This is a genomic window from Streptomyces cyslabdanicus, from assembly GCF_052663305.1.
In genome coordinates this window covers 1-23,964 of record NZ_JBQRUW010000026.1, presented here as the reverse complement: position 1 = coordinate 23,964, position 23,964 = coordinate 1, and the positions used below count along the sequence as shown (strand labels likewise).

Annotated in this window: 22 protein-coding genes; 11 read left to right on the top strand and 11 right to left on the bottom strand. The window is 72.5% G+C overall.

Annotated elements, in window-relative coordinates; genetic code table 11:
* Positions 1–141 precede the first annotated feature (141 nt).
* The 3 genes from ACTYVM_RS16955 to ACTYVM_RS16945 all read right to left on the bottom strand — a co-directional run bounded on the left by ACTYVM_RS16955 (position 142) and on the right by ACTYVM_RS16945 (position 2,701).
* Positions 142–1,065, bottom strand: a complete 924-nt coding sequence (locus tag ACTYVM_RS16955) for a MerR family transcriptional regulator (RefSeq protein WP_445526680.1) — start codon at positions 1,063–1,065, stop codon at positions 142–144.
* Positions 1,066–1,127: 62 nt separating this feature from the next.
* Positions 1,128–1,649 carry a glutathione peroxidase gene (locus tag ACTYVM_RS16950; protein ID WP_445526679.1) on the bottom strand — a complete coding sequence of 174 codons (522 nt, stop codon included), beginning with the start codon at positions 1,647–1,649 and terminating at the stop codon, positions 1,128–1,130.
* Positions 1,646–2,701, bottom strand: a complete 1,056-nt coding sequence (locus ACTYVM_RS16945; protein WP_445526678.1) for a winged helix-turn-helix domain-containing protein — start codon at positions 2,699–2,701, stop codon at positions 1,646–1,648. The genes ACTYVM_RS16950 and ACTYVM_RS16945 overlap by 4 nt, the downstream gene beginning before the upstream one ends.
* 75 nt (positions 2,702–2,776) lie before the next feature.
* On the opposite strand from ACTYVM_RS16945, the gene ACTYVM_RS16940 reads away from it, so the two are divergent.
* On the top strand, positions 2,777–4,030 hold the full coding sequence (locus ACTYVM_RS16940; protein WP_445526677.1) for an MFS transporter: 1,254 nt from the start codon (positions 2,777–2,779) through the stop codon (positions 4,028–4,030).
* 406 nt (positions 4,031–4,436) lie between these two features.
* Here the strand turns inward: ACTYVM_RS16940 and ACTYVM_RS16935 are convergent, their stop codons facing one another.
* The 5 genes from ACTYVM_RS16935 to ACTYVM_RS16915 all read right to left on the bottom strand — a co-directional run bounded on the left by ACTYVM_RS16935 (position 4,437) and on the right by ACTYVM_RS16915 (position 9,350).
* Positions 4,437–4,589: a hypothetical protein gene (locus tag ACTYVM_RS16935; protein WP_445526676.1), complete on the bottom strand. Its 153-nt coding sequence runs from the start codon at positions 4,587–4,589 to the stop codon at positions 4,437–4,439.
* A gap of 101 nt (positions 4,590–4,690) precedes the next feature.
* Positions 4,691–5,590 (bottom strand): carbohydrate ABC transporter permease, encoded by a 900-nt coding sequence (locus ACTYVM_RS16930; protein ID WP_445526675.1) that lies wholly within the window; start codon positions 5,588–5,590, stop codon positions 4,691–4,693.
* Complete coding sequence (locus ACTYVM_RS16925; RefSeq protein WP_445526674.1) at positions 5,587–6,759, bottom strand: carbohydrate ABC transporter permease; 1,173 nt, start codon at positions 6,757–6,759, stop codon at positions 5,587–5,589. Before ACTYVM_RS16925 ends, ACTYVM_RS16930 begins: the two co-directional genes overlap by 4 nt.
* Positions 6,760–6,765: 6 nt before the next feature.
* Positions 6,766–8,010: a sugar ABC transporter substrate-binding protein gene (locus ACTYVM_RS16920; RefSeq protein WP_445526673.1), complete on the bottom strand. Its 1,245-nt coding sequence runs from the start codon at positions 8,008–8,010 to the stop codon at positions 6,766–6,768.
* A 266-nt stretch (positions 8,011–8,276) separates the two neighbouring features.
* Positions 8,277–9,350 carry a LacI family DNA-binding transcriptional regulator gene (locus ACTYVM_RS16915; protein ID WP_445526672.1) on the bottom strand — a complete coding sequence of 358 codons (1,074 nt, stop codon included), beginning with the start codon at positions 9,348–9,350 and terminating at the stop codon, positions 8,277–8,279.
* Between the two features lie 122 nt (positions 9,351–9,472).
* Here ACTYVM_RS16915 and ACTYVM_RS16910 point away from each other — a divergent pair, with 122 nt between their 5' ends.
* A complete protein-coding gene (locus tag ACTYVM_RS16910; protein ID WP_445526671.1) occupies positions 9,473–11,593 on the top strand; it encodes an amylo-alpha-1,6-glucosidase in 2,121 nt (706 codons plus the stop codon).
* 173 nt (positions 11,594–11,766) lie between these two features.
* Here ACTYVM_RS16910 and ACTYVM_RS16905 read toward each other — a convergent pair whose 3' ends face one another.
* Positions 11,767–12,555, bottom strand: a complete 789-nt coding sequence (locus tag ACTYVM_RS16905) for a hypothetical protein (RefSeq protein ID WP_445526670.1) — start codon at positions 12,553–12,555, stop codon at positions 11,767–11,769.
* Positions 12,556–12,768: 213 nt separating this feature from the next.
* Between ACTYVM_RS16905 and ACTYVM_RS16900 the strand changes: the two genes are divergently transcribed.
* From ACTYVM_RS16900 to ACTYVM_RS16890, 3 genes are all read left to right on the top strand, one after another.
* The gene (locus tag ACTYVM_RS16900; protein WP_445526669.1) at positions 12,769–13,350 is read left to right on the top strand and encodes a hypothetical protein; all 582 of its coding nucleotides are present in this window, start codon (positions 12,769–12,771) and stop codon (positions 13,348–13,350) included.
* 70 nt (positions 13,351–13,420) lie between these two features.
* Positions 13,421–14,020 carry a SigE family RNA polymerase sigma factor gene (locus ACTYVM_RS16895; RefSeq protein ID WP_445526668.1) on the top strand — a complete coding sequence of 200 codons (600 nt, stop codon included), beginning with the start codon at positions 13,421–13,423 and terminating at the stop codon, positions 14,018–14,020.
* On the top strand, positions 14,020–14,760 hold the full coding sequence (locus tag ACTYVM_RS16890; protein ID WP_445526667.1) for a hypothetical protein: 741 nt from the start codon (positions 14,020–14,022) through the stop codon (positions 14,758–14,760). The genes ACTYVM_RS16895 and ACTYVM_RS16890 overlap by 1 nt, the downstream gene beginning before the upstream one ends.
* A gap of 36 nt (positions 14,761–14,796) precedes the next feature.
* On the opposite strand, the gene ACTYVM_RS16885 is transcribed toward ACTYVM_RS16890, so the two are convergent.
* Positions 14,797–15,441: an RraA family protein gene (locus ACTYVM_RS16885; RefSeq protein WP_445526681.1), complete on the bottom strand. Its 645-nt coding sequence runs from the start codon at positions 15,439–15,441 to the stop codon at positions 14,797–14,799.
* 206 nt (positions 15,442–15,647) lie between these two features.
* Here ACTYVM_RS16885 and ACTYVM_RS16880 point away from each other — a divergent pair, with 206 nt between their 5' ends.
* The 5 genes from ACTYVM_RS16880 to ACTYVM_RS16860 all read left to right on the top strand — a co-directional run bounded on the left by ACTYVM_RS16880 (position 15,648) and on the right by ACTYVM_RS16860 (position 22,295).
* Entirely contained in the window at positions 15,648–16,607 is a 960-nt protein-coding gene (locus ACTYVM_RS16880; RefSeq protein WP_445526666.1) for a D-2-hydroxyacid dehydrogenase family protein, read from the top strand.
* 491 nt (positions 16,608–17,098) lie between these two features.
* Positions 17,099–18,115 (top strand): questin oxidase family protein, encoded by a 1,017-nt coding sequence (locus ACTYVM_RS16875; protein ID WP_445526665.1) that lies wholly within the window; start codon positions 17,099–17,101, stop codon positions 18,113–18,115.
* A 103-nt stretch (positions 18,116–18,218) separates the two neighbouring features.
* Entirely contained in the window at positions 18,219–20,552 is a 2,334-nt protein-coding gene (locus ACTYVM_RS16870) for a FlgD immunoglobulin-like domain containing protein (RefSeq protein ID WP_445526664.1), read from the top strand.
* Between the two features lie 116 nt (positions 20,553–20,668).
* Positions 20,669–21,400, top strand: a complete 732-nt coding sequence (locus tag ACTYVM_RS16865; protein ID WP_445526663.1) for a ferritin-like domain-containing protein — start codon at positions 20,669–20,671, stop codon at positions 21,398–21,400.
* 70 nt (positions 21,401–21,470) lie between these two features.
* Complete coding sequence (locus ACTYVM_RS16860) at positions 21,471–22,295, top strand: aminoglycoside adenylyltransferase domain-containing protein (RefSeq protein WP_445526662.1); 825 nt, start codon at positions 21,471–21,473, stop codon at positions 22,293–22,295.
* Positions 22,296–22,616: 321 nt separating this feature from the next.
* Here the strand turns inward: ACTYVM_RS16860 and ACTYVM_RS16855 are convergent, their stop codons facing one another.
* Entirely contained in the window at positions 22,617–22,838 is a 222-nt protein-coding gene (locus ACTYVM_RS16855; RefSeq protein ID WP_445526661.1) for a hypothetical protein, read from the bottom strand.
* Between the two features lie 218 nt (positions 22,839–23,056).
* On the opposite strand from ACTYVM_RS16855, the gene ACTYVM_RS16850 reads away from it, so the two are divergent.
* Positions 23,057–23,964 (top strand): DNA-directed RNA polymerase subunit alpha (locus ACTYVM_RS16850; protein ID WP_445526660.1); only part of this gene is annotated, 908 nt, incomplete at its 3' end.

Below are 23,964 nucleotides of genomic sequence, written 5' to 3'. Positions count from 1 at the left end.
GGAGCTTTTGGGGGCGGGAGGGGGGAAGCAGAGGGGGGGGGGGGGGGGGGGGGGGGGGGGGAGAGGCCCCCCCCCCCCCCCCCGCTTCGGTCTGAACGGCCTTGTCCTCAGACGCCGGACGGGCCGGTCGGTCCGCTCACCTCACCTCACGGGAAAGGCCACATCGCACACCGGGTCCTGCGGTCCCGAGGCCTCCCAGTCCGCGAAGTACACCTCCCGGCAGGAGGCCGCCTGCTCGAGCCCCTGCTCGGTGATCCACTGCTCCACCGCCCCGAACGCGGCCAGGATCTGCGGATGGGCCACCTGCGCCTTGGTGATCCGGGTGAAGGCCAGCCGCCGTGCCGGCTCCACCCGCACCTTCGTCTCCCAGGGCCGCCCCCGCTCCTCGGCCCACGCCCGGGCGGCCGCCTCGTCGGCGACGGGCACACAGACCTCGGCGGGCCCGTCGCTCTCCATGGACACCTCGGCGTGGTAGACGACGAACGGCGACGCCGTGACGCCCCCGCACTCGCCGGCCGCCGCCAGCAACCGGGTCAGCGACGCCCCGATCCACGTGGGCAGCTCGTCCGCCAGGGTGTGCCGGGTCTCGGTGATCACCACCTGCTCGGGCACGTCGGTCGTTTGCACCTCGAACTTGCCGTACATCTCGGAGCTCCTCCCCGAAAGTCGTCCACGGAGGTACTCGGCGAGGGTCCGCTGACCGGCCACCCGTGTCTCGACGTCCGCCCAGTAGGCGGCGAGCCGGTCGGCCGCCACCGCGCCGTCCACTTCGACGGCGTCGACCACCTCGGCGACCTTGGCGAGCGGCATGTCCAGCTCGCGCAGCAGCGCCACGAGCCGGGCCTGCTCGATCTGGGACTCGCGGTAGTAGCGGTAGCCGCTGAACGCGTCGACGTGCGCCGGGACCAGCAGGCCGAGACGGTCGTACAGCCGCAGGGCCTTGGCCGACAGGCGGGCCCGCGTGGCGAACGCGCCGATGGTGAGCAGCTCCTCGTCCACGTGCTCGTCCACGCCCTCGTCCTCGTCCTCGTCCTCCGTCGCCGGGCGGCCTGTTCCGCCCGGCATGAGGGAAGCTCCGCCCTGCCCCAGGGGCAAGGTCAACACCCGTGGGGCGGACGCGGGGGACCTCAGGTGAGCTGCTCCTCGACGGCCGCGACCAGCTCGGCGGCCTCCGGAGCCGTCTGAGGGGAGAACCGGGCGACGACCTTGCCGTCCCGCCCGACCAGGAACTTCTCGAAGTTCCAGCGGATGTCGCCGCTGTACCCGTCGGCGTCGGCGAAGCCGGTCAGACGCTCGTAGAGCGCGTGCCGTCCTTCCCCGTTCACCTCGACCTTCTCGGTCATCGGGAAGGTGACGCCGTACGTGGCGGAGCAGAACTCGGCGATCTCCTCGGCGTTGCCCGGTTCCTGCCCCATGAACTGGTTGCACGGCACCCCGAGCACGGTGAAGCCCTGCCCGGCGTACCGCTCGTGGAGCTGTTCGAGCCCGGCGTACTGCGGGGTGAGCCCGCACTTGGACGCCACGTTCACCATGAGCACGACCCGCCCCGCGTACTGCCCGAGGTCGGCCGGCCCGCCCTGGAGGGCGCCGATCTGCACGGCCAGGGGGGAGTCCGGGGCGGTCGCGGCGTTGCTGTCTGAAGTGGTCATGAGCGGATGCTAGTCCCCGGCCGGCCGTGCGCATGAGCGGGCGCCGGAGGGTCTGTCCCCGGGTCCGTCCCTGGGCCTGTGATGGAGGCTGCCGCCGCCACGAGGATCTGCCCCGCCCCGGTCCGCGAGTACAGCACCGAACGTCCGGCCCGCCGGCGCTCCACCAGCCCGGCGTCCAGCAGCACGCGCAGATGGCGGCCCACGGAGCCCAGCGTCTGCCCGGTCAGGGCGGTCAGCTGGGTGGTGCTGAGCGGCGAGGCGAGCAGGATCAGCACCCGGGCGCGGGTCCGGCCCAGCAGCGCGCCGAGGCCCGTGGGCACGGAGGCGCGTCGCGCGTCGGTGTCGGCGAGGGCGCCGGCGCACGGGTAGACGACGGCGTACCGGCGCCGCGCCTCGTCCCACGCCACCCAGCCGGCTTTCGGGGTGACCGGGACGAAGACGAGCTGGGCGCCGGAGATCTCGCGCGGCGGGTACTCGTGCAGATTGACCTGGAACCGGTTCTCGCCGAGCCAGCGCGTGCCCGGCCGCAGGGTGTCCAGGACCGCGGCCCAGCCGCCCCGGCTGACCTGGGCGGTCCGTGCCCCGACATCGGCTTCGAGGACGCGCCGCCGCCGGTCCCAGGTGGGCCGTACGGCGTCCGCCCACACCCACTCCAGGAGCCGGGCCGCGCGCTCGGGCAGATCGTCCCGCTCCAGGGCGGCCGGCAGCGGCCCGGCGAGCGAGGTCCGCAGGTGCGCGCGGGCCTCGGCAGGACCGGCGGCGCGCACCCGCTCGACGCCCTCCTCGAAGGACTCCTCGTCGTGTGGCGTGGGGGTGAGGAAGTCGGCGATCCAGTCCCGGCCGAGTCCGGCGCGGACGAGGAGCGCGGTGACCGGGTCGTCCGCGAGGAGCCGCCGGTAGGCGGGCAGGTGTGCGCGTAGCCACGCCTGCTCGCCGGGATGCCCGCCGGCGCCCGCGTGCAGCAGCTTCAGGCTCGCGAAGGTCTCGGCGAGCGGTGAGAGCAGGAACCGGCTCCCGGCGAGTGTGTCGGCGTTGACCTGCCACCAGCCCATGCGTCCTCCCCGGGACCTTTCGCGCCCGCACGAAACAATAACCACCGTCCCCCGACCCGTTCGAGACTCCGGCGCATGCGCAGCTACCAGCAGCTCTTCCGCACCCCGGAGTTCACCCCGCTCTTCCTCGCGTCCTGTGCGCAGACGGTGGCCCAGACGGCGAGCGGGCTCGCGCTCGGCACCCTGGTGTACCGGGCGACGGACTCGCCGCTGCTCGCCGCCGTGAGCATGTTCGGCCCCGCGCTGGCCCAGGTGCTCGGCGCCACCCTGTTCCTGTCCGGTGCGGACCGGCTGCCGCCGCGGCGTGCGCTGGTGGGCGTCTGCCTGTCCTTCGCGGCGGGCACGGCACTGCTGGCGCTGCCCGGTCTGGCGCTGTGGGCGCTCTTCGCCGTGGTCCTCGCGCAGGGGCTGGTCGCCTCCCTGGGCGGGGGAGTCCGCTGGGGTCTGCTGAACGAGATCCTGTCCAAGGACGGCTACCTGCTGGGGCGTTCGGTGTTCAACATGATGAGCGGCGTCATGCAGATCGCCGGGTACGCGACGGGCGGGATGCTGGTCGCGGCACTGTCCCCGAGGATCTCGCTGCTGCTGTCCGCCGCGCTGTACGCTGTGGCGGCCGCGGTGCTCCGCCTCGGCCTGACCCACCGGCGGCCCCGTGCCGGTGGCCGCCCCTCCGTCTCGGCGACCTGGCGCACCAACACCCTGCTGTGGTCGTCCCGCCCGCGCCGCCTGACCTACCTGGGCCTGTGGATCCCCAACGGGCTGGTGGTCGGCTGCGAGTCCCTCTACGTCTCCTACGCCCCCGCCGCGGCGGGCACGCTGTTCGCGTGCGCGGCGTTCGGGATGCTGGTCGGCGACGTGACGGTTGGCCGCCTGCTGCCCCCGGCGGTACGCCGCCGTGCGGCCACGCCGCTGCTTCTGCTGCTGGCCACCCCGTACCTGCTCTTCGCCCTCCACCCGCCCGTACCGGTGGCCGCCTGCCTGGTCGCCCTGGCCTCCGTCGGCTTCGGTGCGAGCCTCGTCCAGCAGGAGCGCCTGATGGACGCGACCCCCGACGAACTGGCCGGCCACGCGCTGGGCCTGCACTCCGCGGGCATGCTCACCCTCCAGGGCATCGGCGCCACCCTGGCCGGCACGCTCGCCCAACTGACCTCCCCCGCCATGGCGATGACGGCGACGGCAGCGGCCTCGGCGGCGGTCACCCTGAGCCTGGCCACGGCCTCCCGCCGCCCTGCCCCCGAGAAGCGCACCCCTTCTTCACCCACACCAGCCCACCCCACCGCCCCAGCAGCCCCATCCCCAGAGCCACAAGAAGAGCACCCCAGTCGATGACGTGCGGCAACCCGGGAAAGAACGCGAAGAACCCGACCCCGACCCCGAACCCGACGACAAAGCCGCATACCCCGGCCCACCGGCGCCACTCCCACTGCTCACCCATGCGTAACTCACCCCGAGACCCGACGACTCCGACCCACCTACCGCCCGCAGTTGACGTGGAGGTGGGCGCACGTCCTGCCCTAACGAGGCAACGACTGGGGAGAGATGCTCGCCTGGGGGCGATCTTGCACGCGTCGTGCGTTCGGCCGCGCGAGGAGCGGTGGGTGCGGTTGCCGGTGTCCGCGCAGGTGAAGCCGATACGCCAGGTGCAGAAGCCACCGCTGTGGCGATCCGGAGTGCGCTGCCAGTGCGCTGCCGCGGACGACGTGCGTGAACATGCAGCCGGTGGGGACTTTCACGGTCACACCGCCCACGCTGTACTCGACGGTGCGAACGGGACCGTCGAGCCGACTGCCGTGGCACCGGCGCCCGTCGCCGACGTGAAAACCAGCGCGTCAGCGGCACCGATGGCGGTGATGAGACGCGCGACCTGCGCGGCCACGATCCGGTTCACCGTCCCAGGTGATCGCTGTATGCCCTTGCTGACCTGCAGAAACGTTAGGAACGGCGCGGCGGATTGTCCCGCCGCGCCGTGGCGCTCGGTGGGCCGGGGCGCTAGTCCTTGACCGCCCCCGCGTTCGCTCCTTGGACGAACTGGCGTTGGAAGCAGAAGAAGAGGATGGCCACGGGGAGGGTCGACAGCAGGGCCGCGGCCAGTTTCAGGGGGTACTGGGTGCCGCCGCCCAGGCTGCCGGAGACCATGCGGGCGAGGCCGGTGGTCAGGGTTTCGTACTGGCTGGACTGGGTGGCCACGAGGTAGTGGGTGAACTCGTTCCAGGAGCCCTGGAACGCCAGGATCGTCACCGTGATCAGGGCGGGCCGGGCCATCGGCAGGACGATCGACCAGAAGGTGCGGAAGACACCGGCGCCGTCGACCCGGGCGGCTTCCTCCACTTCCCGGGGGATCGACTCGAAGAACTGCTTCATGATGAAGACCTGCGCCGCGTCCACCAGCAGCGGCAGGATCATGGCCGCGTAGGTGTCGAACAGCCCGAAGGTGTTGAGCACCAGGAACCTCGGGATCAGCAGCACGATGGGCGGCACCGCCATCACGGTGAGCAGGAACCCGAACAGCAGCGCGCGGCCGGGAAAGCGCAGCCGGGCCAGCGCGTACCCGGCCATCGAGGCGAACAGGACCCGCCCCGCCGTGACGACGGACGCCACGAACACCGAGTTGCCCAGCCAGCGCAGGAACGGCACACCGTCGCCGGCCTGGTTGATGCCGAACAGACGCTGGTAGGCGGCGGTCGTCGGGGTGACCGGGAGCAGCCCCAGGGGATGTGCCGCCGCGTCCGGGTCCGTCTTGAACCCGGTGACCAACTGGATGGCGAACGGCATCAGATACAGCAGCCCGAGCACCACCAGCAGCGCGTACCCGAGGATCCGCAGGGGCCGGGGGAAGCGTCCGAGCACCGGACGCCCCTGCGCCCGGACGGCGTGGGAAGGCGCGCTCATCGGTTCCTCCGGGGACGGGCCGCGCGCTCGCGCAGCAGGAAGCGTTGCAGGCCCGTCATGGTCAGGATCAGTACGAGCAGGATGAAGGCGATGGCCGCACCCTGGCCGAAGTCGGCGTCGTCGAAGGCGGTCGAGTAGGACAGGAAGGCCGGCGTGAGCGTGGTGTTGCCGGGCGCGCCCTGGCTCATCACGTACACCTGGTCGAAGACCTGCCAGGTGGCGATCAGGCCGAGGGTGAGCACGAGGAACAGCACGGGCCGCAGCGCGGGCAGCGTCACGTACCGCAGCATCTGGAAGCGGTTGACGCCCTCGATGGCGGCCGCCTCCTCCAGTTCGCGCGGGACGTCCTGGAGGGCCGCGAGGAAGATCAGCATGAAGGTGCCGGACGTCGTCCACACGGCGAGCAGGATGATCGTGCACATCGCCACCGACGGCCCGGACAGCCACTCGAACCAGGAGAGACCCATGAACGAGTGGTCGACCAGCACGCCCGAGGGGTGGGCGGTGTCGACGACGCCCAGGCCGCCGAGCAGCAGGGAGAGCACTCCGCGCGGGTCGTTGAACCAGTTCGGGCCCTTCACCCCGATCCAGGACAGCGCCGTGTTGACGGCGCCGCTGCCCTGGAACAGGAAGAGGAAGATCGTGGAGACCGCGATCGAGCTGGTGACCGAGGGGAAGAAGAACGCGGTGCGCAGGGCACCCCGTGCGCGCAGCAGCCGCTGATTGACGATGAGCGCCAGACCCAGCGCGAGGAGGGTCTGGAGCGGCACGGTCAGCAGCACGTAGTACAGGGTGTTGCGCAGCGAGGTCGCGAACAGGGCGCGGTCCAGGCCGTCCTGGGTGAGCAGGGCCCGGTAGTTGTCCAGGCCCGCGAAATCCGCCTGCGCGCTGAACGGGTTGGACTGCCCGTCCCAGTGCAGCAGGCTCACCCACAGCGCCATCAGGGTCGGCAGGACGAGGAACAGGCCGAGAACGAGCACCGCGGGGCTGACGAACAGCCAGCCCCAGGCGCCCTCCGCGCGGCGCCCCACCCGCCGGGCGGGCGCCGCCGAGTTCGGGCCGGGCCCGCCGGGCGTGTCAGGTTCGCCCGGCGGGCCGGCCGTACGGGACCCCTCGCCGGCGCGGGAGCGCGGCTCCGGACGGGGGTGGTGTGGCGTACGCGCGGACACGGTGGGTCAGTTGCCCTTCGTGAGCGCTGCTTCGCCGTTGCGCTGGAGGCCGGCGAGGATCTTCTTCGGGTCGGCGGTGGCCAGCCCCGCGAGGTCGGTGTTGAACTGGCCGAGCACCTTGTCGAACCCGGCGAGGGTCACGGGACCCTGGGCGTAGGCGCTGGCGTCGACCCAGGCCTTCGCGTCGGGGTTCTGCCGCGCGTACTCAGCCAGGGCGCTGGTGCGCGAGGGCATCACGCCGAAGGCGTCGGCGTTCTTCAGCTGCTGCGCACTGGAGTTCAGGTGCGTCACCAGGTCCACGGCCGCAGCCCGGTGGGCGCTCTCGGCGGCCACGCCCCAGCACTGGCTGAAGGCGAGCGTGCCCTGGCCGGCCGGACCGGCGGGCAGCGGGACCATCTTGTACTTCACGTCGGGGAAGTCGGCCTTCATCGCGCCGCTGAGCCAGTTGCCCTCGATGGTCATGGCGGCCTTGCCCTTGCCGAAGGCCTCACCGCCCCAGTTGGTGTCGACCTCGTTGGCGTACTTCATGGAGCCGGACTTCAGCAGGGACTGCACGTAGCGGAGCGCCTGCACGTTCTGGTCGCTGTCGGCGGTCATCTTCGACTGGTCGGCGTTGGTGATCCAGCCGCCGGCCTCCTTCATGAAGACGCCGAGCCGGGCGTATTCGCCGCTGGTGACCAGTCCGGTCACGCCGTGCCCGGTCAGCTTGTCCGCGACCTTCCTCAGCTGGTCCCAGCTCGTCGGGTAGTCCTTCTCGGTCAGCCCGGCCTTCGTCCAGAGGCCGGTGTTGACCGCCAGGGCGAGCGTGGAGGTGTCCTTGGGCAGGCACACCAGCTTGCCGTCGTGGGTGAACGAGGCGCGCAGCTGCTCGGAGAAGTCGTCGGCGTCCTTGACCTTGTCGCCGTAGGCGTACAGGGAGCCGCCTCTGGTGTAGTTCGCGAACTGGTCGGAGTTGACGTAGAAGGCGTCCGGCGGCTTGTGCCCGGCGAACGCCTGGGCCAGCTGCTGGTTCATGTCCTTGGCGACATCGACGGTCACCGTGTTGCCGGACTGCTTGGCGTACGCGGCCGCCGCCTCCTTGACGGCCTTGGTCTCGGCGTCGCCCGAGCTGGCTATCAGCACCGTCAGGTGCTGGTGGGAGCCGGAGTCCTGCTCCGTCTTCTTGTCGCCGCCGAAGCTCGACGAGCAGCCCGCGGTGGCCAGGAGTGCCGCGCAGGTGGTGAGGGCCGCGACGGCCGTACGGTGGGACATGGATTCCTCCGGGGTTCGGGGATGTTGGGGTGCGGCTCCGCCCGGCGGCGCGGGACACGGCCGGGGTGGAGGAGGGGGAGAACTCGGGATCGGGGTCGCCGACCGGGGTGGCGCCGACCGAGGTGGCGCCGACCGAGGTGGCGCCGACCGGGACGGTGCTGAGCGGGATGGTGCTCACCGGGACGGTGCGGTCTGGGCGGTGCCGATCGGGTGGTGCCGGCGGGGGTGGTGCCGGCCCGTGGTGATCGGTGCCTGTCGGGCCGTCGTCAGACGGGGGGCACGGTCGCGGCCGCGACCGCGCTGGGTGCGCGGGCGCTGTCCCGGACGACCAGGGACGGCGGCAGCAGGATGCGTTCGGGCGGTGCGTCGGGAGCGGCCATCCGCGCCAGCAGCAGCCGCACGCACTCCCGGCCGACCTCCTCCAGCGGCTGGGCGAGGGAGGTCAGCGCGGGGGACAGGAGTTCGGCGGTCGGCGAGTCGTCGAAGCCGACCACGGCCACGTCGCGGCCGGGGACGGCGCCGCGCTCACGCAGGGTCTGGTAGCAGCCGAGCGCCAGCATGTCGCTGGCCGCGACCACCGCGGTGGCGCCCGCGTCCAGCAGCGGCTTCACGGCGGCGCGGGCCGCGTCGATGTCGTTCACGCTCTGCGCGCGCCGCCCGCGCGTCGGCAGCCCGTGCCGTCTCATGGCCCGCTGCCAGCCCTCGGCGCGGTCGTCACCGGCGCCGGAGGAACCGCGCCCCCAGCCGAGGAAGGCGATCCTGCGATGCCCCAGGGCGACCAGGTGCTCCACGGCGGCGTCCGTGCCGAAGGCGCCGTCGACGTCGACCCAGTCCCCGATCTGCCGCCGCGACCACATCCGGCCGAAGGCGACGAACGGCACGCCCCGCTTGGCGAGCCAGGCCTGGCGCGGGTCGTTGTGCTCGGTGCCGCTGAGCACGAAGCCGTCGACCTCGTGCTGGTCGAGCAGCTCCTCGTAGCCGTCCAGCGTCGGTTCGCCGGGCTGGCAGGCGAACAGCAGCACCCGGTAGCCGGCCTCGTCGGCGGCCTGCGACAGGGCGTGCAGGAACCGGTCGAGGACGGGGCTGCTGGCCGGGGCGGGCAGGATGCCGTAGCCGATCAGCTTGCTGGAGCGGGTGCGCAGCGTCTGCGCGGCACGGCTGGGGCGGTAGCCCATCTCGTCGATCACCCGGCGGACCCGCTCCAGGGTCTCGGGACGCAGCAGGCCGGGCGAGTTGATCGCGTTCGACACCGTCTGCGGGGAGACCCCGGCCCGGCGCGCGACCATGGCGAGCGTCACCGGGCCGCCCCTGGCGGGCGGGTCGTTGCTGGAGCGGGGCATTGCGGGCCTCCGGCGTGCAGAGGGAACGAGGAACACGTTTTAGCGTTCCAAAAGCATTGTCAGCGCTCTGACGAGTCACTTACTGTCTTTGGAACGTTCAAACGCTGAGAGGTTCTACTCCCTTGGACTCGACTGTCAAGACCCCGGACGCCAACGGCTCGGTCACGCCGCCCCCCGCGGTGACCGAGGGCCTTCAGCCGTTCCTGCACGACGCGGTCGTCACGCTGTACGCGCCCAGCTTCGTGATCTCGCGCCCGGACGGGGCCCTGGACGGCGGCGCGGACGGCTTCTTCCACGGCGACCGCCGGGCGCTCTCCCAGCTGACCGTCGCGGCCGACGGCATCCCGCTGGTGCCGGTCGGGCACGGGCTGCGCGGCGCGGACCGGGCGGACTTCCGGTCGATCCTGCGCGGGCTCGGAGAGGTGACGCCCGACCCCGCGGTCGCGCTGCACCGCCGCCGGACCACGACCTCCGGCGGGCTCGAGGAAGTCCTGGAGGTCACCAATGCGGGCACCCGGACGGTTCGTTTCCGGCTGACGGTCACGGCCGGCACGGACCTCGCCACCATGGAGGAGGTCAAGTCCGGGCGCCGGGTGGAGTCGGCACCCGCGCAGGCCTTCGGCGGGAGCGAACTGGCATGGGCGAGCGACGGGTTCGCCGTACGCCTGGCCAGTGAGCCCGCGCCCGACGCGCTGGACGCGCCGGCGGGCCGGCTGTCGTACGACATCGCCCTGGACGCCGGTGCCTCGTGGACGGCGACCCTGCGCTGCACCGCGGCCCACGCCGACGGCGACCAGTTCCCGGCGCCCCCGGCCGACGCCCTACCGTGGCGCACCCCCGTCCTGCGCAGCGCGGACCGGGGCCTCGACCGGTGGCTGGAGCAGTCGCTGGCCGACCTGGACCGCCTGCGCCTGACGGACCCGCGGTCGACCGGGGAGCGGCCGGACCAGTTCCTGGCCGCGGGCGCCCCCTGGTTCCTGACCCTCTTCGGCCGCGACTCGCTCTGGGCCGCCCGCATGCTGCTCCCGCTCGGCACCGAGCTCGCGGCGGGCACCCTGCGCACCCTCGCCCGCCGCCAGGGCGGCGTCACCGACCCGGCCACCGAGGAGCAGCCCGGCAAGATCCTGCACGAAGTGCGGCGCGGTACCTCGTCGTTCAGCGACACGTTCTCGCTGCCGCCGGTGTACTACGGCACGGTGGACGCCACCCCGCTGTGGATCTCCCTGCTCCACGACGCCTGGCGCTGGGGCCTGGCACCGGAGGAGGTCGAGCGGATGCTGCCGCACGCCGAGTCGGCGCTGGCGTGGATGCGCGACCAGGGGGACGCCGGCGGTGACGGGTTCCTCAAGTACGTCGACCTGTCCGGCCGGGGCCTGGCCAACCAGGGCTGGAAGGACTCCGGCGACTCCATCCGGTACCGCGACGGCAGCCTCGCCCGCCCGCCGATCGCGTTGTGCGAGGTACAGGCGTACGCGTACGAGGCCGCGCGCGGCGGAGCGGCGCTGCTGCGGTCCTTCGGCCGCCCGGGGGCCGACGAGTGGGAGGAGTGGGCGGACCGGCTCGCCGCGCGCTTCCGCGAGCGCTTCTGGGTGGAGGACGAGCGGGGCCCGTACCCGGCGGTCGCGCTGGACGGCGACGGCAGGCCGGCCGACTCGGTCACCTCGGGCTTCGGCCACCTGCTGGGCACGGGGCTGCTGAACCACGAGGAGAGCGCGCTGCTCGCGGCCCGGCTGGCCGGCGGCGACATGGACGCGGGCCACGGTCTGCGCACGCTGAGCAGCGAGGCGGTGGGCTTCAACCCGTACGGCTACCACATCGGTTCGATCTGGCCGCACGACACGGCGATCGCCGTGCACGGCCTGGTCCGGGCCGGTTTCCCGGACGCCGCGGCGTCGCTGGCGGACGGCCTGCTGACGGCGTCGGCGGCGTTCGAGGCCCGGCTGCCGGAGCTCTTCGCGGGTCACGGTGCCGAGGCCGGCCCGCGCCCCGCGCCCTATCCGGCGTCCTGCCGGCCCCAGGCGTGGGCGGCCGCGTCCTCGGTCCTCGTGCTCCAGTCGGCCCTCGGCCTGAGCGCGGACATCCCCGCCGGCACCCTCACGGTGACCCCGGGCTTCGCGCGCGCCTACGGCCCGCTGACGGTCACCGGTCTCCAAGCGGGCGGACACCCTCTGGACGTCACGGTGAGGGCGGACGGATCGGCCGAGGTGACGGCCCCGGAGGGGCTGACGGTGATCACCGGCTGACCTCGGCCGAGGGCCGACCGCCGGCTACGGGACGGGGTAGAGCCCGAGGCCCGGGCTGGTCGGAGTACGGGCTCGTCGGGGTACGGGCTGGTCGGGGTACTGGCTCGGCAGGCTTCGGGTGGCGGCGGCGCCTGGTCGGTCGGTGGAGCCGCCGCCGGTCGCAGGAGCCGGTGTCACTCGTCGTCGAGCGGGGCCGAGGACTCCGCGAGCCGCTCGCCGATGTCGTCCGCCCATTCCAGGGCCCAGCGGCGGAGCTCGGCGACGGCCCGGTCGTCGAGCCCGCAGGCGGTGAACTCGCGGTCGTCGATCCATTCGGCGCCGACCAGGCGGGTCTGGAGATCGGTGAGGTCGAGGGCGTCACCGGAGTGGCGGCGGCCGAGTTCCTCCAACTCCGGGTAGCTCCACCGGTCGGCGGCGGCGTGGACGTCGACGAGGTCGGGGGCGAGGCCCTGGCCGGCCAGGGCGCGCACCCTGGTGCCGACGAGGTCCTCGAGGGAGAGGACCGGACCGGACTCGCTCACCTCCACCGGCCGCCACAACACTTCCTTGACCACCTGCACGACGTACTCCGCCCCGGCCCTGAACTCCGCCTCGGGGTCAGCCGCGGCCCTGAACTCCGCCTCGGGGTCAGCCCCGGCCCTGAACTCCGCCTCGGGCTCGGGCTCCGGCTCCGTCCCGGCGCCCGCCCCGGCCACCGGGGCGCCCACCACCAGCCGGGCCGCCAGTGGCTCCGTCTCCGATGTCCGCACCCGCCAGCCGCGTTCCCCCAGGCCGGCGCGTAGCGCCGTGACGATGCCACCCGTCTCGACCGGGCTCTCGGTGGCCACGTCGACGCCCCGCACGGGCCGGTCCACCAGCCCGTGCGCCCGTACCGCGTCCCCACCGGCGAGCACCAGGCCGTACGGCGCCCCCACCGCCAGCAGATCGCTCAGCAGCCGCCGCCGCACCTCACCGCCGTTCACCCGACGATTATCGCCACCGGGCGCCGACCGGGGCGGTACCGGCGCCCGGACGCGCGTCGGCCCTGTCGCCGCTCCGCGAAGAAATCCCGCGGGGGTGTCATCCGGCCCTGAGCCGACGGGAGTTTGAACGGGTGGAGAGGCGCGAGGCGTCCTCCTTCCGACAGCCAGCCTGGATCCCGCAAGGGTCCGTGTTCCGCGAGGAGTCGCCCGTTCATGAGACGGACACTGAAGTACCTGGCCTGCGCGGCCGTCACCGCCGCCGTGGTGGGAACGGCCACCGTGTCGTACGCCGTGCCCGCGAAGGCGCCGCACAGCACGATCGCGAAGGCCCGGGCCGCCACGGCGGCGCACCCGGCGGCGAAGAAGACCGCCCCGACGCCTCGTGTCGTCGCCCCCGGTGAGCACGTGACGGCCGCCCCCGGCTTCGAGCTCTGGCTCACGGCGGAGGGCAAGCACTGGACGACGCCCTCCTCGCCCGAGCCGCAGTTCCGCAGCGTGGTCGACGGCAACATCGACCGGAACACCCCCGGTGTCTCGATGCAGTCCGAGGGCACGGAGAGCCGTGCCTACCTCTCCGGCCTGTACTACGGCGGCAAGGGCACCGCGTCCAGCGTCGAGGTCGAAACGGCGGACGGGACGGTGCGCGGCAAGCTCATCGAACTGCCCGGCAAGCCCGGATGGGGCGTCTGGTACGCCACCGCCGACGTCAAGCCCGGCAGCGGTTCCTGGGACTACGTCTCCCAGGTCACCGTCCACGACACCAAGGGCGGGATCTACGCGCAGTTGATGCGCTGATCTCCCGGGCGGGGGCCTGCGCGGTCCCCGCCCCCGGCCCCCCGCACCCGACCTCCAGGGAACCGCCTCCGTGCCGCAGTACGAGAGATTCGCAGCCTCCTCCGGGAGCACCGACTTCGCCGCCTACGCCAGTGCGGCCTGGAGCCGTCTGTTACGGACCGCCCTCCTGCTCACCGGCGACTACCACGAAGCCGAGGATCTCGTGCAGACCACGCTGGCCAAGGTGTACGCGCGCTGGGGACGCGTCCCGCCCGACGACGTCGACTTCTACGTACGACGCTCACTGGTCAACAACAACCTCAGCCGGATCCGCAGGAGACGTGTCACACACCTGCTGATGCCGTTCCTGCCCGAGCGGATGCAGCAGTCGGACAGCGGTCACGCCGAGTCCGTCGAGCGCCGCGCCGCGCTCACACAGGCGCTCGCCACGCTCTCCGCCCGGCAGCGGACGGTGCTGGTGCTGCGCTACTGGGAGGACCTCTCCGAGACCGACATCGCCGAACTGCTCGGCTGTTCGCTCGGAACGGTCAAGACCCATGCGCGGCGCGGCCTCGCGGCCCTGCGCGCCCATCCTGCCTTCAACTCCGCCGACGCCTCCGACTCCGACGCGGCCGACGTTTCCGACTCCGGCATCTCCGACCGCTCCCACTCCGTTTCCGGAGCCCGCTGATGAATGACCTCAGAACCACCGCGGCCGCCACAGGCCCGGAGCACGCCGAGACCGAGCGGTTGCGTCAGGCACTGGCCGAGGCCGCGTACAGCATCACGCCCTCCCCGCCGCCGCTGGCGGCCGTGGAGCGCTGGGGGCGGCGGATCCGGCGCAGGCGGCGGGCGGCCGTACTCGGCGCGGGCTGCGGGCTGTTGCTGGTGCCTCTGGCCGTCGTCGTGCTGCGCGGCACGGAACCCGGCGCCGCTCGCGCCACGTCCCCGGCGGCACCCGCGTCCGTCTCACCCTCGCCCTCCGCCTCCTCGACCGCCCCGGCCCCGACGCCTCGTGTCGTCGCCCCCGGTGAGCACGTGACGGCCGCCCCCGGCTTCGAGCTCTGGCTCACGGCGGAGGGCAAGCACTGGACGACGCCCTCCTCGCCCGAGCCGCAGTTCCGCGGCGTGGTCGACGGCAACATCGACCGGAACACCCCCGGCGTCTCCGTCCAGGGGGAGTCCGAGGACGGCCGCGGCTACCTCTCCGGCCTCTACTACGGCGGCAAGGGCACCGCGTCCAGCGTTGAGGTCGAAACGGCGGACGGGACGGTGCGCGGCAAGCTCATCGAACTGCCGGGGAACCCCGGATGGGGTGTCTGGTACGCCATCGCCGACCTCACCTCCGGCGAGGACCCCTTCCACCTCGACACCCGAGTCACCGTCCACGACACCGAGGGCGGGGTCTACGCCCGGTCGGGGCCACGGTGATCCGGCGGGCAGGTCCCCGGTGAACGACGTCCGGTGTCAGTCCTCGAAACCCTGGGCGCGCAGGATCCCGTTCACGCGGGTGCGGTGGGCCTCCTCCCACGCGTCGAGGGTCTCGTCCGCCTCCTTGGCCAGCTTGGCCCGCGCGGCGGCGAGGATCTCCTCGCGGTGGGCGGCCGGGACGACCACGACGCCCTCCTCGTCGGCGACCACGATGTCCCCGGCGCTCACCTTCGCCCCGCCGCAGGTCACCTCCGTGTTCAGCGGCTCCACGGCCTTCTTGCCGCCCGGGATCGGGATGACACCCCGGGCGAAGACGGGGAAGCCCGCCTCACGGACCTCGCACAGGTCGCGGATCAGGCCGTCCAGCACGAAGGCCGCGACGCCCCGGCGCTGCGCCACCGCGCAGACGTTGCCGCCTGCCAGGGCGTAGTCCAGGTCGCCGGACTCGACGACGATGACGGAGCCGGGGGCGGCACGGTGAATGGCCGCGTGCAGCATGAGGTTGTCCCCGGGAGGGCACCGCACGGTGAACGCCGGCCCGGCCACGCGGGGCACCGGCGACCACAGCGGGCGGATACCGATGTCCATGACCTGCGCCCGGCCGAGGAGGTCGGCCAGCGTGGTCGTCGGGATGTCCGCGAAGGCGGCGGCGGGAGCGGTGGCTTCGGCGGCGTCCGTCATGGCGTCCCTGCTGGCGTCCGTCATGGCACCTCTGATCGTCTCGAGTGTTCGTCCCTGTGGCTGCCGCGCTCGACGGTACGACCCTCGTCACCCGTGGTCCACCGGGTTTGCCGGACAGTGGTGTGATCGAGCCTACGCATCAGCTCGAACCGGCCGAACAGTCCGCACCGACTGATCGGCCCGAACCAAGGACGGAGACGACCGACATGCCGCTGCGCTGCGCCGTGCTCGACGACTTCCAGGACGCCGCCCTCGCCTCCGCCGACTGGAGCCCGGTCGAGGACCGGGTGGAGATCGTCACGTTCCGCGAGCACATCGCCGACGAGGACGAACTCGCCCGCGCGCTCGCCGACTTCGACATCGTCGTCACCCTGCGCGAACGCGTGGCCTTCCCGGCCTCGCTGTTCGACCGCCTGCCCCGGCTGAAGCTGCTCGTCGCCTCCGGCATGCGCAACTCGGTCATCGACTACGCCGCCGCCGAGCGGTGCGGTGTCACCGTGTGCGGGACCGGGAGCTCCTCCACCCCGCCGGTGGAACTGACCTGGGCGCTGCTGCTCGGCCTCGCCCGCGGCCTGGTGACCGAGAACAACGCGCTGCGCGAGGGCGGCCCCTGGCAGTCCACCGTCGGCGCCGACCTCCAGGGCGCCCGCCTGGGCCTGCTCGGCCTCGGCAAGATCGGCAGCCGGGTCGCGCAGGTGGGCCTCGCCTTCGGGATGCGGGTCAGCGCCTGGAGCCGGCACCTCACCGCGGAGCGCGCGGCCGAGGTGGGCGTGGAACTCGCCTCCTCCAAGGAGGAGTTGCTGTCGAACAGCGACTTCGTCTCCATCCACCTCGCGCTGAGCGACCGCACCCGCGGCCTGCTCGGCGCCGCCGAACTCGCCCTCCTCGAGCCCACCGCCTACCTGATCAACACCTCGCGCGCCGTCATCGTCGACCAGGACGCGCTGCTCGCCGCCCTGCACGAGGGCCGTATCGCCGGTGCCGGAGTGGACGTGTTCGACGTCGAACCGCTCCCCGCCGACCACCCGATGCGCGCCGCCCCGCGCCTGCTCGCCACGCCCCACCTCGGCTACGTCTCGCAGGCCAACTACGCGACGTACTACGGCGACGCCGTGGAGGACATCCGGGCCTACCTGGCGGGCGAGCCGGTACGCCGCCTGGGCTGACGGGCCCTGCCCACGCCGGTCGGCTTCCGCCGGCCGGCTCCCCGATCACTGGCTCGGCCGGGTGACCTGGGCGGACCTTGTCCGGCCCCGGCCGAGGCAGTCCGAACGGTCGTAGGCTCGAACGGCCGTAGGCCCGAGCAGACCCAGGCCCGAACAGTCCTAGGTCCGAACACTCCTGGGGCCCGGGCAGCCCTAGGTCCTGTCGTCAAACTCCCGTCGTCCGCCCGAAGGGCGGGCCTCGCGGCGTCAGGTGCGTGCTCTGGGGGTCCCCCCTGCTCGAAGAGCTTGGGGGAGTGCCGGGCCCTGGCCCTCGTACTGGATGTACTTGGGTCAGGGCCCGGTGCGGCGAGTGGGGGTCCCCCCTGCTCGAAGAGCTTGGGGGAGCGTGCATGGCGTCGCGGGGCAGGCGGGAGTTTGACGACAGGGCCTAGGTCCCGGCCTACGTCCTGAGCCCGTTACGCGGCCGCGGAGTCCCGTCTACGTTCCCTGCCATGGATACGACGGGCATTCTCGACGAGGCACTTCAACGACTGCACACCACGGGACCGGAGCGGCTGGGACGACTCAGCAACCACGCGCCGATGGCCGTCGAGGCCCTCGCCGCCCACGGACAGGCACGTTCGGTGCACCGCTGGCTCGATCTGTACACACCCAAGCTCGAGGAGTTCCCGTCCGCCGTCGCACCGGTCACGGCCGCCGACTGGCGAGGCGCGCTCGGTGACCCCCGCCGCGCCGCGGACTGGATCGACCACTTCGGACGCGAGATCGCCGAGCGTCCCTGGCGCGACGTGCTCACCGAGTGGTGGCCCCGCCTCCTGCCCGGTCTGTACGGCGGCGCGGCCCACCCGGTGATCCGGGTGGGGCACGCGGTGCGCACGCTGCTCGCCGGCGAGGCCACCGAGCCGCGCCTGACCGAGCTCGCCCACGGCCTCGGCTACTGGGCGGCCCGCCACCACCCCGTCACGGACCTCACCCCGCTGCCCGGCGCGGACAGCGCGGCCGCCGCCCTCGACACGGTGACGCCCCTCGCCGAACGGGACGGCGGCTTCCCCGACCGGCTCGCACGCGTCAGGAGCCTGCCGACCTGGGCGGCCGCGGTCACGGACTCGGACCCCGACGCGGCCCACCGCCGCCTGGCCGAACTGGTGCGGGCGGCCACCCACCGGTACGCCACCCACGGTCACGGCGACGCGACGATGCTGGTCCACGCGGCCACGGCACCCAACGCCGTCCTGCGCGCCCTGCCCGCGCTCCCGCGGCCCCTGTGGGCACCGAGCCTGCGGGCCGCCTGGACGGCCTGCGCGGCGGTGACCGCGATGTACGCGCCGGACGCCCCGGTCGCCTACACCCCACCGGCCACCCTCGCCCCCGAGGAGGTCCTCGAACTGGCTCTGGAACACGGCGACGAACACGTCATCAAACTGACCGACACGGCTCTCGACGTGGGCGACGAACACGCTCTCGCGGCAGCCCTGCGCTCCATCGAACTGAGCGAACCACTGCGCTGAGCGCACGCCGAGGCGACGAGGCGCGGCGGCTGAGGGCACGCCGAACCGATGAGGCGCGGCGGGTCGGTGTGACGTTTCCGTCCTGCCGTGCGCTGTGGCAATCATGGACATGAAATTCGAACGTTTAAGCGAAGTCGCCCGCCGTCTCACCCTCGTCCTCGCCCTCGCCGCCGTCCCCGCGATCGCCGTCCCCACGGTGGCACGGGCCGGGGACACCGAACCGACGGAGCTGGTGCTGACCGCGCCGGACAGGTACGAGCCGGTGCAGGACGTGCTGTACGCCTCAGGAGACACCGGCTACCTGCACCGCCGGGAGACGAACGACGGCTCCACCGCGCCGTACCAGTGGCGGGGCTACGACGGCAGCGAGCGGACGGTCGAGGACTTCACCGGCAGACTGCCGGGCCAGCAGGGCTATTACGGCACGGGCACGGACATCCTGCCCGTGTCCGTCGGCTCCAGCGGAGTCGTGCGGCTGCGCGACCCGGCGACCCGGGAGTCGACGCCGCTCACCGTTCCGGACGGGCAGTACACCGTGGGCTCGTTCGGCCGGACCGTCCTGACGGTCTCGTACAACGAGGTGTGGCAGGTGGACAAGCTGCACATCCTCCGCCTGGAGGACGGCGTGACCACGGACACGCCGGTCGAGCCGCCCTCGGGGATGAGGTTCGACGCGTACCCGGTCGCGGCCGGCGACGGGCGGCTGGCCGTCGTGAAGTTCACGCGCACCTACGCGCTCGGTGTCCTCGACCTGACCTCCGGCGACCTCACCCCCGTGACCACCCACGCCGTCGGCCCCGACGAACCGTGGACCCTCCAGGCCGCCGTCTCGCCCACCCACATCGCCTGGTACCAGCAGGGCATGCGTCAGGCCTTCGTGGTCCGCCGGGACGACCCCGACGGAGCGCAGACCTCCGTGGCCATGTCGCCTTCGGACGCGGGCGACCAGGTCATCGGGCTGGCGGGCGACTGGCTGCTCACCGCCTTCCGGCCGGCGACCTCCCACGAACACAACCCGCCGCTGACCCGCGGCGGCCCCCTCAAGGCCACTCCCCTCGGTGGTGGATCGCCGGTCACTCTGCTGGCGGCCGCCCAGTCCGACCTGACCCAGATCCCCGGCGGCGGGGCGATCACGGTCGGCGGCGCGGACGCCGGGGACTGGGCCGTGCGCCGCGTCGAGGTCGCGGCGGACGGCGGTCTGACCCTGCGGACCCTGTCCAAGGTGCTGGCGAGACCGGCCGCGGTGCGCGGCATCGGGCTCGCCGGCGGCCAGATGATCACCAGGGAGATCGACAGCGCGCCGCTTCCCTCGTACCGCACGCGCACGGTGACCCTCACCGGCACTCCGTCGGCGGGGGAGCGCTCGGAGGTGGTGGCCACCGCACCCCTCGAGGACAGCTACGGGCAGCCGCTGGGCGCCGGGGACGGGTCCGTGATGTACGCCCGGCACGACGACGCCGCCCAGCGGGACGTCCTCGTGCGCGTGACCCCGTCCGGCGAACGCACCGAGGTCATCGCGTACGACCGCCCCACCCCGGCGTCCTCCGGCCGCGGCCTGTTCGACGCCGTCGGACGGTACGCGTTGTACAACGGCGGTCTGCTGGTCGACTTCGAGGCACCCGGCGGCGGGGCGGTGGTGGAGCAGCTGGACACGTTGGCCGCGCTGTGGGGGTCCGAGCTGTGGGCCGGCGGCACCCGCGGCCGGATCGAGGCGCGCGATCTGGCGACCGGCGCGGTCACCTCGTACACCGTCGGTGCCTCCTGCGAGATCCGGGAGGTCCAGACCGTCGGACGCTGGGTGTACTGGGACTGCCTGGGGCGGGACATTACGGGCGACAGGTCCACCCCGTTCGGCGTGTACGACCTGCGGACCGGGGAGAACATCTCTCTGCCCGAGCGCGGGAAGCTCGGCGACGGCTTCGTCGTCAACCAGGACACGGGCGCGGGCCGGCTGCTGCTCACCGACTTCCACACCGGAACCGCGGCCGCGCCCCGCGTGCTCACCGACCTGCCCACCGTGCCCGGGTGGAAGAACTACGACGTGGACAAGTTCGGCGGCGGCATCGCCTGGCTGGACGCCGACGGGGCGGCGCACGTCGTACCGAGCGGGGTGCCCGCCCAGGCCCTCACCGCGACCGCGAGCCGGATCGACACCGCCTACGCCCCGCGGCCCGGGACCACCTGGAACCCGACCTGGCAGCTGTCCAAGCCGTCCACCGGCGCCCAACTGGTCGTCAAGAGCAAGAAGAAGGTCGTGCGTACGCTCACCCCCACGGCACACGGCACCACCCTGACCGCCCGCTGGGACGGCACCCTCGCGGACGGGAAGCCCGCTGCCGCCGGCACCTACACCTGGGAACTCACCGCCACCCCCGAGGACGGCACGGGAGCCCCCCTCACCCTGACCGGCACCGTCGCGGTCACCGCCGGCCCGTAACGGGAGCAGCGGCGGAGGATTCCTCAATCCGGCGTGGGCGTGGAACGGTTCGGAGCCCGCCCGCGTCGTCACTCCCCGGGGCACAGTGGCTGTGCCCCGGGGGGAGGGGAGACCAGGTGGATACGGGCGGCTTCGCCAAGTGGACAAGGCGGTTCGAGGACGAGCGGGAGCGCAGGAGCGCCCTGGGCGACCCGGACTGGGGGCGGGGCGCGACGCTGCGTCCGGCGGTGTGGGCGAGCATTCAGCGCTTCCAGGTCGGCGAGGACGGTGACGGAGCCAACCTCGTCGGCAAGGCGGACGAGGCCGGTGACGCCGACTACGCGCAGGCAGTCCGGCTCTTCGTCGCGGAGGAGCAGAACCACGCCCGGCTGCTCGCTCGCCTGCTGGCCGCGGGCGGTGTACCGACGCTGCCCGGCCACTGGACCGACACGGTCTTCGTACGGCTGCGGCGCCTCATGGGCCTGCGCATGGAACTGCTGGTGCTGATGATCGCCGAAGTGGTGGCACTCCGCTACTACCGGGGCCTGCGCGACGGAACGGACGACTCGCTCACCTCGGAGGTGGCGGGGCGGATCCTGTCCGACGAGCAGCGCCACGTCCCGTTCCACTGCGAGCGACTGCACGCCTCCCTGGCGGAACTGCCCCGCGCGACGCGTCGCCCGGTGATGGCCCTGTGGCGGCTCCTCCTGCTCGCGGCCTGCTTCGTCGTCGTCGCCGACCACGGCCCGGCGCTACGCCAACTCGGCATGGGGCGCTGGCGGTTCGTGGCCGACGTCATGGCCTCCTCCGGCGCGGTCGTCGCCGCGGTGCTGGCGCCCCGCCCGGACGCATGGACGCCCGCCGGCTGACCGCGGACGGGAACCGCTTCCCCTCCATATTCGGTCGCCGGACGGCCACGAAGGTTGTTGTACTTCGAGGATGTCCGACAACGATCCGCGTCCGGATCCGCACCCGGGGCCCACGCCGTTCGCCGAACTCAACGAGGTACTCCGGGAACTGACCGAGCGCGCCGCGAGAATCCTCGGCGACAACTTCGTCGGCGCCTACCTCCAGGGTTCCTTCGCCGTCGGCGACGCGGACCTCCACAGCGACTGCGACTTCCTGATCCCCGTCCGCGGCCCCGTCACCCCGGATCAGGAAGCCGCCCTGCGGGCCCTGCACGACGAGATTCCCACCCATCCGGGACACTGGCCGCGCCACCTGGAAGGCTCGTATCCCGACAGCACGGCGCTACGAGGGCTCGAAGGGCTCGGCCGGCCCTGGCTGTTCGTCGACCACGGCTCGCGCACGATGGAATGGTCGACGCACTGCAACACCGAGGTCGTCCGATGGTCGCTGCGCGAACGCGGCGTGACCCTCACCGGACCGGACCCCAGGGAACTCGTCGACCCCGTCGGCCCGGACGTCCTGCGCGCCAGGATGCGCGCATACGCCCGGGACTTCTCCGCCGACCACGCCTGGCTCGACTACGACGTCGCGTGGTCCCAGCGCTACGCTGTCACCGGCCTCTGTCGCATCCTGCACACCCTCGAAACGGGTCGCGTGACGTCCAAGCGGGCGGCCCTGCTGTGGGCGGCGGACCACCTGGACCGGCAGTGGTCGGGCCTGATCCGCCAGTCCCTCGACGACCGCCGACGCGGACTGGACTTCGACGACCCGCCGCGCCCGGGCAGCGTCGAGCGGACCGCCGCCTTCGCCGAGTACGTCAGGGCGACAGCCGGGGCCACGCAAGAAGCACCGTGAACTCGCCCCCCCCGCGAACTCGAAGTCCTCCGTTCGCCCGGCAGAGGCCTGAGAGCACCGCACCAGGGCGTGCTAGGCCGCCTTGGGGTGCGCCGCGCGGATGTTCGAGGCGGGCCCCTGTACGTCCTCGAACGGGAAGGCCTCGTCCTCCCCGAAGTCCGGGGCCTGGAAGGGGTTCGTCGCCGGCGGTGGCGACGCGGCGGAGGAACGGCGGGGTTGCCCTTCCAGGGCGGAGAACAGCGACGTCGGGTCGATGAGAGGTCTCCCTTTCGCTACAGGTCCCCGAAGGGGCCTGGTGTGCCGTGACCGGGCACAGCGGTCCTACAGCTTGGTCATCTTGGCGTACGGGCTCAGGATCCGCATCTGCGCCGAGCCGAAATCCACGAGCGCCGCGATTCCGTCCTCGATGCCGATCACCCGGCCGAGGCCGTACATGTCGTGAGTGACCTGGTCGCCCACGGCGAAATGCTTGGGAGCCGCCGTGACCGGGGCCTTGAAGGGGCTGGTAGGCAAATGACGCTTCGGTGCAGCAGGCTTTGTCATTGCCCCCAGTATGCACCTACGAACTGCGCCGGTGCCCGACTTCCAGGGGCGGGGGCCGCCGATCCCTGGAGTCCACTCCAAGCCGGAGCCGAGCCCCCGACCCGCCGGCAGACGGGCGCGGTCGGGCGGTTCGGCCGCGTGGGAGGCCGAACCGCCCGTACCCTTCGTGGTGTCTACGGCGTCACATAGCGGGCGCCACACACTGGAGGCAATACCTCGTGCTGATCGCTCAGCGTCCGTCACTGACCGAAGAGGTCGTCGACGAGTTCCGCTCCCGGTTCGTGATCGAGCCGCTGGAGCCGGGCTTCGGCTACACCCTCGGCAACTCCCTCCGCCGCACCCTCCTGTCGTCGATCCCCGGCGCTGCTGTCACCAGCATCCGCATCGACGGTGTCCTGCACGAGTTCACCACCGTGCCGGGTGTCAAGGAGGACGTCACCGACCTGATCCTCAACATCAAGCAGCTGGTCGTCTCCTCGGAGCACGACGAGCCGGTTGTGATGTACCTGCGCAAGCAGGGTCCGGGTCTGGTCACCGCCGCCGACATCGCGCCGCCGGCCGGTGTCGAGGTGCACAACCCCGATCTCGTCCTCGCCACGCTGAACGGCAAGGGCAAGCTGGAGATGGAGCTGACCGTCGAGCGCGGTCGCGGCTATGTCTCCGCGGTGCAGAACAAGCAGGTGGGCCAGGAGATCGGCCGTATCCCGGTCGACTCGATCTACTCGCCGGTGCTGAAGGTCACGTACAAGGTCGAGGCGACCCGTGTCGAGCAGCGCACCGACTTCGACAAGCTGATCGTCGACGTCGAGACCAAGCAGGCCATGCGTCCGCGTGACGCGATGGCGTCGGCCGGCAAGACCCTGGTGGAGCTGTTCGGTCTCGCGCGCGAGCTGAACATCGACGCCGAGGGCATCGACATGGGTCCGTCCCCGACGGACGCCGCCCTGGCCGCCGACCTGGCGCTGCCGATCGAGGAGCTGGAGCTCACGGTCCGCTCCTACAACTGCCTCAAGCGCGAGGGCATCCACTCCGTGGGTGAGCTCGTCGCCCGCTCCGAGGCCGACCTGCTGGACATCCGCAACTTCGGTGCGAAGTCCATCGACGAGGTCAAGGCGAAGCTGGCCGG